The 16197-nt window shown below is 70.1% G+C and carries 20 protein-coding genes; 4 read left to right on the top strand and 16 right to left on the bottom strand.

The features are described 5' to 3' along the window. Nucleotides 1-17: 17 nt before the first annotated feature. From H036_RS0107560 to H036_RS25305, 3 genes are all read right to left on the bottom strand, one after another. On the bottom strand, nucleotides 18-896 hold the full coding sequence (locus tag H036_RS0107560) for an Fpg/Nei family DNA glycosylase (protein ID WP_017934179.1): 879 nt from the start codon (nucleotides 894-896) through the stop codon (nucleotides 18-20). 16 nt (nucleotides 897-912) lie between these two features. Next, nucleotides 913-1431, bottom strand: coding sequence for a ribose-5-phosphate isomerase (locus H036_RS0107565; protein ID WP_017934180.1), 519 nt, complete (start codon nucleotides 1429-1431; stop codon nucleotides 913-915). Nucleotides 1432-1546: 115 nt separating this feature from the next. Next, nucleotides 1547-2224 carry a hypothetical protein gene (locus H036_RS25305; RefSeq protein WP_157417114.1) on the bottom strand — a complete coding sequence of 226 codons (678 nt, stop codon included), beginning with the start codon at nucleotides 2222-2224 and terminating at the stop codon, nucleotides 1547-1549. Nucleotides 2225-2362: 138 nt separating this feature from the next. Between H036_RS25305 and H036_RS0107580 the strand changes: the two genes are divergently transcribed. Further along, nucleotides 2363-4057, top strand: a complete 1695-nt coding sequence (locus tag H036_RS0107580) for an O-antigen ligase family protein (RefSeq protein WP_017934182.1) — start codon at nucleotides 2363-2365, stop codon at nucleotides 4055-4057. A gap of 10 nt (nucleotides 4058-4067) precedes the next feature. On the opposite strand, the gene H036_RS0107585 is transcribed toward H036_RS0107580, so the two are convergent. The 7 genes from H036_RS0107585 to murI form a co-directional block, all read right to left on the bottom strand. Next, nucleotides 4068-4934 carry an alpha/beta hydrolase gene (locus H036_RS0107585; protein ID WP_017934183.1) on the bottom strand — a complete coding sequence of 289 codons (867 nt, stop codon included), beginning with the start codon at nucleotides 4932-4934 and terminating at the stop codon, nucleotides 4068-4070. A gap of 8 nt (nucleotides 4935-4942) precedes the next feature. Then, nucleotides 4943-5578: an RdgB/HAM1 family non-canonical purine NTP pyrophosphatase gene (gene rdgB / locus H036_RS0107590; protein ID WP_017934184.1), complete on the bottom strand. Its 636-nt coding sequence runs from the start codon at nucleotides 5576-5578 to the stop codon at nucleotides 4943-4945. Continuing rightward, the gene (rph, locus tag H036_RS0107595; protein ID WP_017934185.1) at nucleotides 5575-6288 is read right to left on the bottom strand and encodes a ribonuclease PH; all 714 of its coding nucleotides are present in this window, start codon (nucleotides 6286-6288) and stop codon (nucleotides 5575-5577) included. Before rph ends, rdgB begins: the two co-directional genes overlap by 4 nt. 129 nt (nucleotides 6289-6417) lie before the next feature. Next, complete coding sequence (locus H036_RS0107600; protein ID WP_017934186.1) at nucleotides 6418-7221, bottom strand: ABC transporter permease; 804 nt, start codon at nucleotides 7219-7221, stop codon at nucleotides 6418-6420. Next, a complete protein-coding gene (locus H036_RS0107605; RefSeq protein WP_017934187.1) occupies nucleotides 7218-8120 on the bottom strand; it encodes an ABC transporter ATP-binding protein in 903 nt (300 codons plus the stop codon). Before H036_RS0107605 ends, H036_RS0107600 begins: the two co-directional genes overlap by 4 nt. 102 nt (nucleotides 8121-8222) lie before the next feature. Continuing rightward, a complete protein-coding gene (locus tag H036_RS0107610) occupies nucleotides 8223-8984 on the bottom strand; it encodes an MBL fold metallo-hydrolase (protein WP_017934188.1) in 762 nt (253 codons plus the stop codon). 137 nt (nucleotides 8985-9121) lie between these two features. Next, on the bottom strand, nucleotides 9122-9973 hold the full coding sequence (gene murI, locus H036_RS0107615) for a glutamate racemase (RefSeq protein WP_051068620.1): 852 nt from the start codon (nucleotides 9971-9973) through the stop codon (nucleotides 9122-9124). 42 nt (nucleotides 9974-10015) lie between these two features. Between murI and H036_RS22120 the strand changes: the two genes are divergently transcribed. After that, nucleotides 10016-10747 carry an alpha/beta fold hydrolase gene (locus tag H036_RS22120; protein WP_017934190.1) on the top strand — a complete coding sequence of 244 codons (732 nt, stop codon included), beginning with the start codon at nucleotides 10016-10018 and terminating at the stop codon, nucleotides 10745-10747. A 58-nt stretch (nucleotides 10748-10805) separates the two neighbouring features. Here the strand turns inward: H036_RS22120 and H036_RS0107625 are convergent, their stop codons facing one another. The 5 genes from H036_RS0107625 to clpS form a co-directional block, all read right to left on the bottom strand. Further along, entirely contained in the window at nucleotides 10806-11777 is a 972-nt protein-coding gene (locus H036_RS0107625) for a PLP-dependent cysteine synthase family protein (RefSeq protein ID WP_017934191.1), read from the bottom strand. 4 nt (nucleotides 11778-11781) lie between these two features. Then, nucleotides 11782-12060 carry a MoaD family protein gene (locus H036_RS0107630; protein WP_017934192.1) on the bottom strand — a complete coding sequence of 93 codons (279 nt, stop codon included), beginning with the start codon at nucleotides 12058-12060 and terminating at the stop codon, nucleotides 11782-11784. Nucleotides 12061-12147: 87 nt separating this feature from the next. After that, nucleotides 12148-12576 carry a Mov34/MPN/PAD-1 family protein gene (locus H036_RS0107635; RefSeq protein WP_017934193.1) on the bottom strand — a complete coding sequence of 143 codons (429 nt, stop codon included), beginning with the start codon at nucleotides 12574-12576 and terminating at the stop codon, nucleotides 12148-12150. Nucleotides 12577-12658: 82 nt separating this feature from the next. After that, on the bottom strand, nucleotides 12659-13249 hold the full coding sequence (locus H036_RS0107640; RefSeq protein ID WP_017934194.1) for a DUF2017 domain-containing protein: 591 nt from the start codon (nucleotides 13247-13249) through the stop codon (nucleotides 12659-12661). 7 nt (nucleotides 13250-13256) lie between these two features. Continuing rightward, on the bottom strand, nucleotides 13257-13550 hold the full coding sequence (gene clpS / locus H036_RS0107645; protein ID WP_017934195.1) for an ATP-dependent Clp protease adapter ClpS: 294 nt from the start codon (nucleotides 13548-13550) through the stop codon (nucleotides 13257-13259). Nucleotides 13551-13656: 106 nt separating this feature from the next. Here clpS and H036_RS0107650 point away from each other — a divergent pair, with 106 nt between their 5' ends. Next, on the top strand, nucleotides 13657-14895 hold the full coding sequence (locus H036_RS0107650) for a nicotinate phosphoribosyltransferase (protein WP_232421831.1): 1239 nt from the start codon (nucleotides 13657-13659) through the stop codon (nucleotides 14893-14895). A gap of 226 nt (nucleotides 14896-15121) precedes the next feature. Beyond that, the gene (locus tag H036_RS24825; protein ID WP_232421818.1) at nucleotides 15122-15940 is read left to right on the top strand and encodes a DDE-type integrase/transposase/recombinase; all 819 of its coding nucleotides are present in this window, start codon (nucleotides 15122-15124) and stop codon (nucleotides 15938-15940) included. Here H036_RS24825 and H036_RS0107660 read toward each other — a convergent pair. After that, nucleotides 15898-16197: integrase core domain-containing protein (locus H036_RS0107660; protein ID WP_017934198.1), on the bottom strand; the 300-nt coding region annotated here is incomplete at its 5' end. The two genes, H036_RS24825 and H036_RS0107660, sit on opposite strands and share 43 nt — an antisense overlap.

A 16197-nucleotide genomic window follows, 5' to 3' on the forward strand; every position in this document is an offset into this window, starting at 1 on the left:
AGTCGGGGTCGGGGCCATCACTGTACGACCGCTGTGCGTTGCCTGTACGGACGTTGGCACCCTGGGCACCAGAAGAGATTGCGCCCCTGCAGCTCGGCGGTGCGCACTGCCTTGCCGCACACGTGGCACGGCTGGCCCGTACGGCGGTAGACGTAGACCTCGCCACCGTGGTCGTCGACCCGCGGCGGCCGGCCCATCGCCTCGGGGGTGTGCTCGGGCCGAACGGTGTCGATCCGGTTGTCCGCCACGCCCTGGTGCATCAGCTCGACCAGGTCGGCCCACATCGCGGTCCACTGCTTGCGCTGCAGCGTGTTCCCCGGCCGCATCGGGTCGATCCGGTGCCGGAAGAGCAGCTCGGCACGGTAGACGTTGCCGACCCCTGCCAGCACCTCCTGATTCATCAGCAGGCCGCCGATCGGTGTCCTGCTGCGGCTGATCCGCGCCCAGGCACGATCTGGGTCGGCGTCCGGCCGCAGCGGGTCGGGCCCGAGCCGCGCGATCACCGCGTCGCGCTGACCTGCTGTGATGAGGGCGCAGGTGGTGGCGCCACGCAGGTCGGCGTACGCACCGGCCTCCGAGCCTGCACCGTCCCGAGCCTGTCGAAGCATCGGGGGGCCGATGATCCGCAGACGCACCTGTCCGACCGGTGCCGGAGCCTCGCCGCGGCCGATCAGGAACTTGCCGTAGAGCCCGAGATGGACGTGGATGAACCGGTCGGCCGGGAACTCGATGAACACGTGCTTGCCCCAGGCCTCGGCGCCCTCGAGCACCTGGCCATCGACCTGTGCGGCCGATTCGGCGAAGCGACCCTGCGGGCTTCCGACCCTGACGACCTGTCCACCGAACGCGAGGCTGAGGTCAGCGGCGAGTCGATGGAGGGTGTGCCCCTCGGGCATGGTCCCCCGTCCTCGATCAGTCCTGGTCCTCGGCCGGACCGAGTCCCGCGGCCGAGGCCGGGAGCGTCGGACGCTTGCCGGTGGACTCGTAGCGGTCGAGCTGGCCGATCCGGCGTACGTGTCGCTCTTCCTCGCTGAACGGCTCGGCGAGGAAGATCTCGACGAAGCGGGTCATGTCCTCGAGGCTGTGCATGCGGCCGCCCACCGCGACGACCTGGGCGTTGTTGTGCTCGCGGCCCAGCTTGGCGGTCTCGTCGGACCAGGCCAGCGCTGCGCGGATGCCCTTGACCTTGTTGGCGGCGATCTGCTCACCGTTGCCTGAGCCGCCGATGACGACACCGAGGCTGTCCAGGCCGGCCGCACGGTCGCGTACGACGCCCTCGGCGGCCCTGATGCAGAACACCGGGTAGTCGTCCAGCGCGTCGTAGACGAACGGACCGTGGTCGACCACGTCGTAGCCGAGCTCGGTCAGACGCGTGGTGAGGTGGGCCTTGAGGTCGAGTCCGGCATGGTCGCAGCCGAGGTGAACGCGCATGGGTCCATCCTGTCAGGCCTGAGCACCGGCAGCGGCCCCGGTAGGGCGGAAGGCCCCCACCCCGGTGTTCCGGGACGAGGGCCTTCCGCCGCACCCTGCGGGCGTCGCCGCAGTGCTACTTCTTGGACTTCTTCTGCGACTTGGCGAGCGCCTTCTTCGCGTTCGCGAGCGCCTTCTTTTCCTTGGCCAGCTGCTTCTTGGCCGAGGCCAGGTGCTTCTTCGCCTTCTTGACAGCCTTCGCCGAGCCACTGGCCTTGGCCTGGTGGAGCTTGACCGTCAGGGACTTGACCTTGGCGGAGCCCTGCTGGACCTTCGCCTTGGCCGACTTGACCTGCTTCTGCTGCTTGGTGAGCGGCGCCGGCGTGGACGTCGTCGGCGACGGGGTCACGCTCGGCGTCTTGCTCGGCGACGGGGTGCCCGACGGGGTGCCCGACGGCGTGCCCGACGGCGTGCCCGACGGCGTGCCCGACGGGGTGCCCGACGGCGTGCCCGACGGGGTGCCCGACGGCGTGCCCGACGGCGTGCCCGACGGCGTACCCGACGGCGTGCCCGACGGCGTGCCGGACGGCGTGCCCGACGGGCTGTCGGTCGGCGTGCTCGAGGGGCTGTCGGTCGGCGTGGTGCCACCGGAGAGGTCACCGCCACCGGTGCCGCCCGAGACGTCGGTGCCGATCGTGCCGCTCGAGACGTCGTCACCCGCGACGGCGACGGCGTGGGCAGCGCCCGCGCCGGCAGCCAAGGTGAGCGTCACGGCGGCTGCGCCGAGCACTCGCCGCCAACGATGCTGAGTCATCTGATCTCCTGGATTCGAGAAATAGTCCGGGAGGTCCTTCGGCATCCGGCGAACAGGTGCTGAGCAAAATTTGGCCACGGGAATGTCACATCTTGTTCACTTGGTGTTCGCGTGCGTGAGGCTGCACACTTGCGCGCTGTGATCCCGGACCGCCTCGCCGTCAGCGCCACCTGGACGGCGGCGTTCGCGCCGCTCGTGTGGATCCCTGGGGCGAGCAACATGTGGATCTTCGGCAAGGCACTCGCCACCGCCCTGGCCGTGCTCCTCGGAGTCGCGGCCGGCTATCGGGGTGGCATCCCCCGTCGACTCCTCGCGGTCGGACTCGTGGGACTGACCGTCGTCGTTGCGACAGCACTGACAAGCGGCCACACCGCTACTGCTCTCCTCGGCCGCGCCCCGCGCTACGAAGGCGTGCCGATGCTTGCCCTGTACGCCGCCGCGCTCTGGCTGGGCACCACGCTCGCTCCCGGAAGCGCAGCCCGCGAAGCCCTGCCGGATGCGCTCTCGGGCGCCATGCTCGCCCTCGGCGCAGCGACGTTGGCCGAGGTCCTCGGTCACAATCCTCTCGGTCTGACCGCCGTGCGCAGCGGGTCGCTGTTGGGCAATGCCACCGACCAGGGCCTGTTCGCGATGCTCGCACTCGTCGTGCTGATCGGCCCCGCCTACGCACGCCGCGATGCGCTCCTCGGGTTGGGGGCCACCGCCGCCGTCTTCGTGCTGGCGGTCTCGGGCAGCCGGGCCGCCCTGATCGGCGTCGCGGCCGCAGCTATCGTCCTGATCGCGTCGCAGGGCCGTCGATATGCCCTCGCGGCGATGCTGGCGCCGCTCGCAGCCGTCGCTCTGGCCATCGCCGTACCCCTGACCCGGGCCCGCTTCAGCGACGGCTTCAGCATCGACGCCCGCTTCCAGATCTGGGGCATGACCTGGCACCTGTTCCGCGACCACCTGTGGACGGGCGTTGGGGCGAGCGGCTACATGGACACCATTGGGCGCTACGAGACGACCGCGTGGGCGCACGGGGCCGGCCGCGACAACGCGATCCTCAACTCGCCGCACTCCTGGGTCTGGCAGTTCGCAGCCGACGCGGGGCTGGTCGGCGTTGCCCTCGCCATCGCCCTCGCCGTGGTCGTCTGCTCGGTCGGGGTCCGGGCCGCGCGGCGTGAGGACGCCGACGACCTCACCCCCGGCCTCCTCGCCGCGGTGATCGCCTTCGGTGTCGGGCTGGCGACCAACTTCACCATCGTGGGCTCGACGGTGCCGGCGGCCTTCCTCCTCGGCGTTCTGATCGCTCCCTCGGCCGCTCGCCTGCCGAGCCGACGGCGCCGCGCGGCCCTGATGCTGAGCGTCGCTGCCGTTGTCGTCGCGGCGAGCGCGTGCGTCGCTGAGATCGCCTTCACGCGGGGCGTGCACGAGATCCTCGCCGGCCATCCGGAGGCCGGCTCGCGCGCGATCGACCGAGCACGCCTGCTGCGCCCCTACGACCCCGACATCGCGACGCTCGCCTCCAGCGCCCTTGCCGGCTCCTCCGCGACCAGTGCGCAGCAGGCCGCGCGTCGCTATGCCGAGATCAGCCAGCGGGCCGCACCCGGCACGTACCGGTCCGCGCTCGCGCTCGCCATCACCGACGTCACCGCGCGCCGCTACACGGACGCGATCGCACGCCTGGACCTGCTCGTGGCGGCCTACCCCGCGCGGGCGCTTCCGCTGGTGCACCGTGGCATCGCCGAGCTGCGGATGGGACGCACCGCGGCGGCCGCGGCGGACTTCGAGCGCGCGCGCATCCTGGCCCCGCACGACCGCGAGATCACCGAGCTGCTGGACCAGACGCGCTGACGCGAGTCGGTCAGGAGTATGCCGCCAAGAAGCCGGCGACCTGCCTCATCAACCGGTCGGAGGCCCCGAAGGCGGGGCGGCGCCAGAATCCGTGGACCTGCCCGAGGTAGCGGGTCGCTGTCACGTCCACGGCGAGCGCGTCCAGCCTGCGAGCGAGCTCCTCCCCCTCGTCCCGCAGCGGGTCGTGCTCGGCGGTGACGACCAGCGTCGGCGGCAGGGTGCCGAGCCGGTCGCTGAGCAGCGGGGCGAGGTCGGGATGGGCCAGGTCGGCGGGATCGGCGGCGTACTGCGTCCAGTACCAGGCCGCCTCCTGCCGATCGAACCCCTCGGCCGCGCTGTCGTAGGAGTCGAACGCCTGCGTCGGGTCGAGGAACGGGTAGATCAGCACCGCCGCCGCGAAGAGGTCGGGGTGCCGCAATGCAGCGACGAGGGCGAGGTTGCCACCGGCGCTGTCGCCGTGCACGAACAGCGGCTCGGCCACCTCCCGCTCCCGGATCCAGGCCAGGACAGCATCGACGTCCTCGACCGCGGCCGGGAACCGATCCTCGGGGGGCCGCCGGTAGTCGACGCTCAGCACCGCCAGCCCGGCACGGTTGGCGAGCCGTCGCACCGCCGCATCGTGCACGTCGATGTCGTGGAAGACGAACCCGCCGCCGTGCAGGTGGACGACCAGCCCCGGTCGGGCGTCCGTGGGACGGTAGAGCCGGCAGCGCACGCCGTTGGCCTCGACCTCCTCGACGTCGGCGACCTCTTCCCTGAGCTCCTGTGCTGCCGCGTCCCGGGTAGCGGCGCGCTCGTCGGCGATCGAGATCTCCGAGAGCTTGGGTTCGTCGGCATAGCCGGCGACAGCCTCGGCCGCCGCGCGGTAGAGCGTCACGTCCTCGCTCAGTCCGCGAGTACGGCGGCGATCGCAGGGCCGATCTCGCGCATCGCCTTGCCGCGGTGGGAGATGGCGTCCTTCTCCGCGACGCTCAGCTCGGCGCTGGTGCGGCCGTCCGGGGTGTCGTCGGCGACGAAGAGCACGTCGTAGCCGAAGCCGCCGCTCCCCCGCACCTCGCGGATGACGCGGCCGTCCATCCGGCCCTCGACGACGAGCTCGCCGGCGCCGTGGACGAAGGCGATCACGCAGGCGAAGTGCGCCTGCCGGCGCTCGTCCGGCACGTCACCCAGCTGATCGAGCAGCAGCTGGTTGTTCCGGTCGTCACTCTTCGGCTTGCCTCCCCAGCGCGCCGAGAGCACGCCCGGCATGCCGTTGAGCGCGTCCACACACAGCCCCGAGTCGTCGGCGACGCTGGGCAGCCCGGTTGCCGCGAACCCGGCCCGGGCCTTGATCAGCGCGTTGCCCTCGAAGGTCGGCGCGTCCTCCACCGGCTCCTCGTAGAAGTCGACGTCATCGAGCCCGAGCACCTGCACGCCGGGGACGAGCGGCGCGAGGATGCGCTCCATCTCCGCGATCTTCTTGGCATTGCGCGATGCGACGAAGATCTGGGCGCCACCGTCCTGAGACTGTCGAAGGCTCATCGTCCCAGCGCCTCCAGCTGCAGCCGGGTCAGGTCGGCGCAACCCTTCTCGCCCAGGGCGAGAAGGGAGTCGAGCTCGGCCCGGTCGAAGGCGGCGCCCTCGGCGGTGCCCTGGACCTCGACGAACTTCCCCGCGCCGGTCATGACGATGTTCATGTCCGTCTCGGCGCGGACATCTTCCTCGTAGGGCAGGTCGAGCCGCGGAGTGCCGTCGATGATGCCGACGCTGATCGCGGCGACCGAGCCGGTCAGCGCCTGCGGGACGCCGAGCTTGGCGCACGCGTCGGCGAGCGCGATGTAGGCGCCGGTGATCGAGGCGGTGCGGGTGCCACCGTCGGCCTGGAGCACGTCGCAGTCGATCTGGATGGTGTTCTCGCCGAGCTTCTCGTAGTCGATCACGGCGCGCAGCGAACGGCCGATGAGACGGGAGATCTCGTGCGTGCGGCCGCCGATCCGGCCCTTCACCGACTCCCGGTCCGAGCGGGTGTTGGTGGAGGCGGGCAGCATCGCGTACTCGGCGGTGACCCAGCCCAGGCCGGAGCCCTTGCGCCAGCGCGGCACGCCCTCGGAGGCGGAGGCGGCGCACAGCACCTTGGTGCCGCCGAACTCGATCAGCACCGACCCGGCGGCGTGGTCGAGCCAGTTGCGGGTGATCGTGATGGGGCGCAGCTCGTCGTTGGCGCGGCCGTCGGCGCGGGCAATGCTCGTCATGAGCCCGACCCTAACGGTCCGCACCGACAGGCCCACGCTCGGCGGTCGCGGTCGGCCGGCCCGCAACGACGACGGGGCCGGCTGTGCGCCGGCCCCGTCGGGGTGTCGTGGTTCATCGGTGTCAGGGAGCTACTTGACCTCGGCGCGCAGGATCCGCCGCAGCCCCACCGTGAGTGGGATGCCGAACCAGATAGCGCAGGAGACGAGAAGCTTGCCCCACTCGCTGCCGCTCATGTTCCAGAAGCCGTCGTAGAGCGGGTTCTGGGCATCGCTGTAGTTGATCCACTCCTGGAACGACTTGAACCAGTCCATCAGCGCAGCACCAATGGCGAGGATGGTCGGCAGGGCGAAGAGGTAGGCGAAGTAGATGACGATCGCCGCCGGCGTGTTCAGCAGCAGCGCGGCAAGCGCGAAGCCGAGCAGCATGGCGAGTGTCTGGGTGATGATGAAGCCGGTGATGCCGGCCCCGCCCGACCAGTCGATGTTCCCCGCGATCGCTCCGTAGAGCAGGTTGAAGATCGCCCCCATGAGCAGCGCGAAGACGACGGTCAGCGCGGTCCAGATCAGACCGACGGCCATCTTCGCCTGCACCACCCGCCCACGACGCGGCTCGAGGGAGAAGGTGACCATCGCCGTGCGCTGGCTCCACTCGGAGGTGACCAGCATGATCCCGAGCACGGGCAGCAACAGCTGACTGATGAATCCGGCAACCGTCGCGAAGGTGCCGAACTGCACGTCGTCCACGTTCTGCACGCCGGTCACGATCGCGGTGATGAGCTCGGCGACGAGCACGATCGCACCGAGCGAGAACAGCAGCCAGAAGCTCGCGCGGGTGTCCCACGACTTGCGGAACTCGACCTGCAGCAGCCGGCTGAACGGGATCCCACCGGCCGCCGGTCGGGCCGGGGCCTGGGTCTGGGTGACGGCGCTCATGCCACTGCTCCTTCGCGCTGGGTGTCGGCGGTGAGCTGCAGGAACAGCTCCTCGAGGCCTCCGTCGCCGGAGCGGAGGTCGGTCAGGACGATGTGGTGCTCGACAGCGGTGCGACCGACCTCCACCGCCTCGGCGGAGACGCGCAGGCCGTCACCGGCAGGTACGACGCCGACACCCTTGCCGGTCAGTGCCTTGGCGAGCGCCTCGTTGTCCAGCGATGTCACCAGGGTCTCGACCTTGCCGTTGTGCGCCAGCAGCGCCTTGCGGTCGCCCTGGGCGACGATCTTGCCCTTGCCGATCAGGATCATCTCGTCGGCGATCAGCTCGACCTCGTGCAGCAGGTGGCTGGAGAGCAGCACCGTGCCGCCCCTGTCGGCGTACGACTTGAGCAGGCCGCGCATCCAGCGGATGCCGGCCGGGTCCAGGCCGTTGGCGGGCTCGTCAAGGATGAGCACCTCCGGGTCGCCGAGCAACGCGTGCGCGATGCCGAGCCGCTGTCGCATGCCGAGGGAGTAGTTGCGGATGCGGCGCTTGGCCTCGCTCGGGCTGAGCGAGACCAGGTGCAGCATCTCGTCGACCCGGCTCAGCGGCAGCCCCATCGTCATGGCCCCCAGGGTCAGCACCTCACGGCCTGTGCGACCGTCGTGCTGCGCGGACGCGTCGAGCAGGACGCCGACGGTCCGGCCCGGGTTCGGCAGGTCGTGGTAGTGCACCCCCTTGACCGTCGCGCTGCCCTTGGTCGGCGCCGTCAGGCCGACGATGATGCGCATCGTGGTCGACTTGCCGGCCCCGTTGGGCCCGAGGAAGCCGGTGACCCGGCCGGGCTGGCACTCGAAGCTGACGTCGTCGACCGCGGTGTAGCTCCCGTAGGTCCGGGTCAGGCCTTCTACCTTGATCATGGGGACAGCCTGCCCTGTCCGGGGCGACTCTGCATCGGGGAATGCCCTGAATTCATGCAGGACAGATGTCACGGCCGCGCCGTCGCCCACCCAGATCGTCGCTCAGAGGACGTACGTCGCACCCGATCGCGCCAGCTCGGTCGGGCCGTCGAAGACCGGCACGGCCTCGGCCAGGATCTTCTCCGCATCGTGCCACGGCGGCACGTGAGTGATGACCAGTCGCTTGACCCCCGCCCGCTGCGCGGCCTCGCCGGCCTCGCGTCCGGTGAGGTGCAGGCTGGGCGGGTTGTCGTCCCCCTCACGGAACGAGGCCTCGCACAGGAACAGGTCGGCGCCCTCGGCAAGCTCGACCAGCACGTCGGTGGGTCCGGTGTCGCCGCTGTAGGCCAAGGTGGCGCCGTCCGCGGTGATCCGCATACCGTAGGCGGGCATGCCGAGGTGGTCCACGGCCCGCGGCTCGATCGTGAAGGGCCCGATCTCGAAGGCGTCCCGGTAGCGGTGGAAGGCGAACTCCTCGCGCATCCCGGGCTTGCGGGGCAGGTCGAAGGCGTGCGCCAGCCGGCGCGCGGAGCCCTTCGGACCATGGATCGGGATCACCGGCTGCGAGCCGGAGGGGTGGTACTTGCGCAGGACGTAGTAGCTGGTGATGTCGATGCAGTGGTCGGCGTGCAGGTGGCTGAGCAGGATCGCGTCCAGTTGCAACGGGTCGATGTAGCGGTGCAGTGCGCCAAGGGCACCGTTGCCGAGGTCGAGCAGGAGGTTCCAGGTGCGGCCCTCGGCATCGTCGGCCTGGACCAGGTAGCAGCTGGCGGGCGAGTCGGGTCCCGGATAGGAGCCGCTGCACCCGACGATCGACAGCTTCACGAGAGACCTCCGCACATGAGAGGCAAGGCTAGGCCCATACCCGCCACTTGGCAGCACGCCTTGACCGAGGTCACACGTGACGGGCGCCTCGTGCCGACCGTAGTGCAGCGACCCTCCGGCGCCTGCGCGCGCGAGATTCAGCCGAGCCCACCGACGAACTGCTCTGCCCGGGACATCTCCGGTCCCAGGAAGCGCCGCCCGATCGTCTCGAACTGCTCGGGCGCGCCGGTGGTCAGGAACGCGTACGTCGGCTCACCGCCGTCCCGCATGAGGTCGCGCTCGGCCAGCATCCGGTAGACGTCCTTGGCCGACTCCTCGGCGCTGCTGACCAGGGTGACGTTGTCCCCCATCACGTAGGAGATCACGCCGGTGAGCAGTGGGTAGTGCGTGCAGCCGAGGATCAGGGTGTCGATGCCGGCACTGGTCAGCGGGTCCAGGTACTCGTGCGCCGCCTGCAGCAGCTCATCGCCGGACGTGATGCCCTGCTCGACCAACGGCACGAACCTCGGGCACGCCCGAGTGGTCAGCGTGACGTGTGGCGCCGCCGCGAAGGCGTCGTCGTAGGCCATCGACTCTGCGGTCGCCTCCGTGCAGATCACGCCGATCCGGCCGGTCCGGCTGGCCGCGACGGCACGGCGGGTGGCGGGCAGGATCACCTCGACGACCGGGACGTCGTACCGCTCCCGGGCGTCGCGCAGCATCGCCGCACTGGCGGAGTTGCAGGCGATGACCAGGGCCTTGACGCCCTGCTCGACGAGGTGGTCGAGGCACTCGAGCGCATACTCGCGCACCTCCGCGATCGGCTTCTCGCCGTACGGCGCCCGCGCGGTGTCGCCGACGTACAGGATCGACTCGTGCGGCAATTGGTCGATGACCGAGCGAGCCACGGTGAGGCCGCCGAAACCGGAGTCGAAGATGCCGATCGGGGCGTCGGGGTCAAGGGAGGAGATCAGGCCGCGCACAAGGCAAGAGGCTAACGCTGGCACCATGGACCCGGCCGCACGCCCACCCGCGGCTTCGAGGGAGGACCGGTGCCGTATCTGTCGCTGCGCGGCGTGGAGAGCTATCACGAGGTCGCCGGCGACGGCGCGCCCGTCGTGCTGCTGCACGGAGGCGGCTGCTCGCTCGAGGTGTTGCAACCGATGGCCACGGCCCTCGATCCGGGCTATCGCACCTATGCGGCCGAGCGCCCCGGCCACGGCCGGACACCGGACCGTGAGGGTTCCTTCTCCTATGCCGACGTCCTCGCCGACACGCTCGCCTACCTCGACGCCCTCGGTCTCCCCGACGCGCACCTGGTCGGGTTCAGCGACGGGGCGATCGCCGCGCTGCTGCTCGCCCGGGACCATCCCGACCGAGTGCGCTCGGTGGTGGCGATCTCGGCGAACATCGACCCGAGTGGCTTCGTCGAGGGAGGCCCGGAGCGGGCCATGCCCCTGGACCTGGCACACGCCATCGAGGCACGGAACGCCGAGCTAGCGCCCGGCGGTGCCGCCGAGGTCGCCCGGGTCGAGGAGAAGCTGCACGCCCTGTGGACCACCGAGCCCCACATCGCTGCGACCTCGCTGGGCACGATCACCGCCCCGACGCTGGTGATGGCCGGCCAGTACGACATGGTCTCGCTGGAGCACACCGCGCTGATCGCCCGCTCGGTGCCCGGCGGTCAGCTGTGCATCGTCCCCGACGCCGGCCACCTGCTGATCGTCGAGCGGCCGGCGTTCGTCGGGTACGTCGTCCGCGACTTCCTCGACGCCCTCCACTGACACCACGCCAGCCCCGTACGCCGAGCAACGCCCGCCGGAGTGAAGCCTGACGTCGCCGTTAGGCCCAGAGCTGACCCTCGAGGCCTTCCTCGGCCTCGTCGATCGTGCCCTCGTAGGCACCCGTGGAGAGGTACTTCCACCCGCCGTCGGCGACGACGAAAGCGATGTCGGCACGCTCGCCCGCCTTGACGCACTTGGCGGCCTGGCCGAGGGCGGCGTGCAGGATCGCACCGGTCGAGATGCCGGCGAAGATGCCTTCGAACTCGAGCAGCTCGCGCACCCGTCGGACCGCGTCACGCGGGCCGACCGAGAACCGGGAGTCGATGAGCGAGGCGTCGTACAGCTCGGGCACGAACCCCTCGTCGAGGTTGCGCAGGCCGTAGACGAGCTCGCCGTAGCGCGGCTCGGCGGCGATGATCCGCACGTCCGGCTTGGCGCCACGGAAGAACCGCGAGACCCCCATCAGGGTGCCGGTGGTGCCGAGGCCCGCGACGAAGTGGGTGATGCTCGGCAGGTCGCTCAGCAGCTCGGGGCCGGTGCCCTCCTCGTGCGCGAGGGCGTTCGCGGCGTTGCCGTACTGGTAGAGCATCACCCAGTCCGGGTGCTCGGCGGCGAGCCGCTTGGCGACCCGGACCGCCTCGTTGGAGCCGCCCGCGGCGGGCGAGGAGACGATCTCGGCTCCCCACATCCGGAGCAGCTGGCGACGCTCCTCCGAGGTGTTCTCCGGCATTACGCAGACGATCCGGTAGCCCTTGAGCTTGGCCGCCATCGCCAGGGAGATGCCGGTGTTGCCGGAGGTCGGCTCCAAGATCGTGCAGCCGGGGCGCAGGATGCCGCCCTTCTCCGCCTCCTCGATCATCTTCAGGGCCGGACGGTCCTTGATCGAGCCGGTGGGGTTGCGGTCCTCGAGCTTCGCCCACAGGCGGACGTCAGCGCCGCCCGGACCGCCCCCGACCATCTCCGACAGCCTGGGCAGCCCGACCAGCGGGGTGCCGCCGACCGAGCTGATCAGGTTGTCGTAGCGCGCCATGGGTTCAGTTCGCCCCGCCGGCGACGGCCGGCAGGATGACGACCGCGTCGCCGTCCTTCAGCTCGGCCTCGAGGCCGCCGATGAAGCGGACGTCCTCGTCGTTGACGTAGACGTTCACGAACCGACGCAGGTCGCCGTTGTCGATCAGACGGTCCTTGATGCCGGCGTGGTTGGACTCGAGGTCGTCGATGAGCGCGCTCAGCGTCGTGCCCTCGGCCGGGACGGCCTTCTCGCCACCGGTGTAGGTGCGCAGGATGGTCGGGATCTTGACCTCGATGGCCATGTCTTCTCCTAGTTTTCTTTGGCCGGGCCCGGTGGCCGGCTTCTCAGCCGAAGGCTCGGACGTGGTGCTGGAAAGGCGGGGTGTGGATCAGGACAGCGTCGGTACGACGGTGACCTCTTCCTCGGCCACCTCGCCCTCGACGATCCGATAGGAACGAAACTCCACGGGGCCCGGGTTATTCCCGTGCTCACGGGTGCTGACCAGCACGTAGTGGGCGTTGGGCTCGCTCGCCAGACCGATGTCGGTTCGGCTGGGATAGGCCTCCGTCGCGGTGTGCGAGTGGTAGACCACCACCGGCTCCTCGTCGCGGGCGTCCATCTCCTTGTAGAGCTGGAGCAGGTCGGTGGAGTCGAACTCGTAGAACGTCGGACTTCCGGCCGCGTTCACCATCTCGACGAAGCGCTCCGCGCGGTCGCTCCCTTCCGGGCCGGCCACGATGCCGCAGGCCTCGTCCGGGTGGTCACGCTTCGCGTGGGCGACGATGGCGTCGTACGTCGCCTGGTCGATGGTCAGCACGCTCTCCAGCCTAGTTCCGCGGTCGGGGCGCGACCGCATCGCCCATCCCGTGGACGATGGCGGCCGAGACCCTCGCCGTACGTTATGCGGCGCGGACCAGGGACTCGACCAGCGTCTCCTGGAGGTAGCCCAGCCACTGGTAGATCCCGTAGACCTGGCTGCGCGGGTCCTCCTCGGAGAGCTGGTCCCAGTAGTCCTCGTCACCCTCCTCGATGTCGAGGCGGGTGGCGAGCGCGAGTCGCAGATCGGTGAAGGAGCGCATCCACGTCTCGGCCTCGGCTGCGTCGAGCTCGACATCGATCATGAGACCGTCCTCGAGCAGCTCCGGCGGCAGGCCTGCCTCCTCGAGGGCCTCCACGATCGAGCTCGCCCCGGCCGCCTTGCTCTCGCGCAGGCTGCCCTCGGTGAAGCGGCGGAACTCGCCGGCCGCCTCCTCGTCGTCGCGATAGGCGGTCGGGAAGAGCCGGGCCAGCACCGGGTCCTCGGGCTCGGTGGTAGGGCCGGAGAAGTCGAGCAGTGCCTCCAGCGGGTCGCTGGTCTGCTGCGGCAGCGAGGCCTCGTCGTGCAGCAGCTCGATGAGCTGAGAGGCCAGCGAACGCAGCAGGTCGGCCTCGAAGCCGCTGAACGTGGCAGCGATCTGCTTGCCACGGCGGTGGTAGGCGAATCCTGTCATCGGCCGCTCACCCCTGCTTCTCCAGCGTCGCCCAGAGACCGTAACCGTGCATCGCCTGCACGTCACGCTCCATCTCCTCGCGGCTGCCGGTGCTCACCGCGGAGCGACCGTCCTCGTGCACCTCCATCATCAGCTTCTCGGCCTTCTTCTTCTCGTAGCCGAAGTACTTCTGGAACACGTAGGTGACGTAGGACATCAGATTGACCGGGTCGTTCCAGACGATGGTGACCCACGGTGTGGCCGGGATCGCCAGGTCGTCGGTGACCGGTTCGTCGAGTTCCACAGGGCTCGGCGCGGACATGGATCCATCGTGCCACGATGGCGCCGTGACCTCGACACGGCTCTCCGCCAGCGCAACCCTTCCCGGCACGTCGACGGCGCTGCTGACCGACCACTATGAGCTGACGATGCTGCAGGCCGCCCTGGCGAGCGGCACCGCCGGCCGGCGCAGCGTCTTCGAGCTGTTCCCGCGGCGGCTGCCCGAAGGACGCCGGTACGGCGTGGTCGCCGGGGTCGGTCGCGCCCTCGACGCGATCGAGTCCTTCCGGTTCGACCCCGACGTGCTGGCGGCGCTCGGCGGCGTGGTCGACGACGCCACCTTGAGCTGGCTCGCCGAATACCGCTTCCAGGGCTCGGCGTGGGGCTACGCCGAGGGCGAGGTCTACTTCCCGCACTCGCCGCTGCTCACCGTCGAGGCGACCTTCGCCGATGCGGTGCTGCTGGAGACGGTGCTGCTCTCGATCTACAACCACGACAGTGCGATCGCCTCGGCGGCCTCCCGGATGACGCTGGCGGCGGGCGGACGACCGTGCATCGAGATGGGCTCACGGCGGACCCATGAGGAGGCGGCGGTCGCCGCTGCCCGCGCCGCCTACGTGGCGGGCTTCGAGGCGACCTCCAACCTGGCCGCCCGGGCGCGCTACGGCGTACCGTCGACCGGCACGTCCGCGCACGCCTTCACGCTGCTGCACGACAGCGAACGCGACGCCTTCCACGCACAGGTGGCCTCGCTCGGCACGGGCACGACGCTGCTGGTCGACACCTATGACATCGCCGAGGCGGTGCGGGTCGCGGTCGAGGTCGCGGGCACCGGCCTGGGTGCCGTTCGGATCGACTCCGGCGACCTCGGCGTCCTCGCCCACGACGTACGCCGCCAGCTGGACGAGCTCGGCGCCCACCAGACCAAGATCATCGTGACCAGCGACCTGGACGAGTTCGCGATCGCCGCGCTCGCGGCAGCCCCGGTCGACGGATACGGCGTGGGCACCCAGCTGGTCACCGGCTCCGGCGCACCCACCTGTGGGCTGGTCTACAAGCTGGTAGCGCGCGAGGGCGATAGAGGCGAGATGGTCTCGGTGGCCAAGCAGAGCATCGACAAGTCCTCGATCGGGGGCCGCAAGTATGCGCTGCGGCGCCGTACCGTCGGCGGGGTGGCGGAGGCCGAGGTGGTGGGCATCGGCACTCCCCCGGTCGATGACGGCGACGACCGCACCCTGGTGACGCCGCTGGTGCTCGACGGCGAGATCGTCGGCCGCGAGCCCCTCGCGGTCGCTCGCGACCGTCACCGCGCCGCCGTCGCCGAGCTCCCGATCGCGGTGCAGTCGATGATGAAGGGCGAGCCGGCGATCCCGACGCTGTTCGAGTGAGGCGCTGTTCGAGTGAGTTGTGAGTGTCACCGCGGCCCCGGCGCCCCTGTGAAGGCTCGGGACATCGCGGACGGATTAAGTCTCAAGACATCGCGGACACCTGATCGGTCAAGCTCCAGGCTGGGGTATGGCCAGAGATGGGGTCGCAGTGAGTCCAGAGCTCGCCGCGTTGGTGGCTCGTGGCATTGAGGGTGAGCGGTTCGACGTCGTGGTCGAGTGTGCCCGGGTGGGCGTCTCGACCACGACGTTCTACAAGTACCTTGCCCGGTTCAAAGCTCGGGGTGTCGAGGGACTATTTCCGGACTCGCGGCGGCCGATAAGCAGTCCGACCCATATCCCCGCGGCGGTAGAGGATCTGGTCTGCCGTGCACGCAAGGAACTGGCCGAGGACGGTTGGGATGCCGGCGCGGACTCGATTCGCTTCCGACTCGATGTCTACCGCGCCGACCCCGTGGTGTGGCCGCCCGGTGAGCGGGTGCCCTCACGGGCCACCATCAACCGGATCTTGGAACGCCGCGGGCAGTTGGCCAAGGTCCCACAGCGCCGTCCTCGGCGTGCGACCCGCCGATTCCGCGCCGAGCATCCCAACGGCCGCTGGCAGATCGACGGGTTCCAACACACGCTGTGTGATCAGGCCGCCACGGTGGTGGTGGTCTTGCAGATCGTTGATGACTGTTCGGGGCTGGACATCGGGCTGCGGGCGATCCGCAGCGAGAACGCCGCCGAGGCTTGGGAGTGCTTCACCCGCGCGGCCGCCTCCTACGGACTGCCGGCACAGGTCCTCAGTGACAACGGACTCGCCTTCTCCGGTCGTCGACGCGGGTGGATCAGCCCGATGGAAGCCAACCTCGAGGCCCTGGGCATACGAGCGATCACCACCTCGATCCACCATCCCCAGACCAACGGCAAGTGCGAACGCGCCCACCGCACGGTGCGGCAATGGCTGACTCGCCGCCACTACGCCACCGGGCCCTACCCCCGGATCTTGGACACGGGGTGTGATTACGCGGCGGTCGGCAGCGTAGCGGGCCGGCGGGCCTCGTAGGTGGACGGGGACAGATAGCCGCACCAGGAGTGGCGGCGGCGGGTGTTGTAGCGGACGAGCCACTTGAAGACCTGCCGGCGGCAGGTGACCTCGTCGGCCCAGCAGGCGGCGTCTTGGAGGACCTCGCGCTTCATCGTGGCGTTGAACGACTCCGCGAGCGCGTTGTCGGCCGAGGATCCGACCGCGCCCATGGACTGGGTGACGCCGAGCTTGCGGCACAGCTTGGCGTAGGCCTTGGAGCAGTAGACCGACCCGTG

This window comes from Nocardioides sp. Iso805N (assembly GCF_000364605.1).
Taxonomy (GTDB): Bacteria; Actinomycetota; Actinomycetes; order Propionibacteriales; family Nocardioidaceae; genus Nocardioides.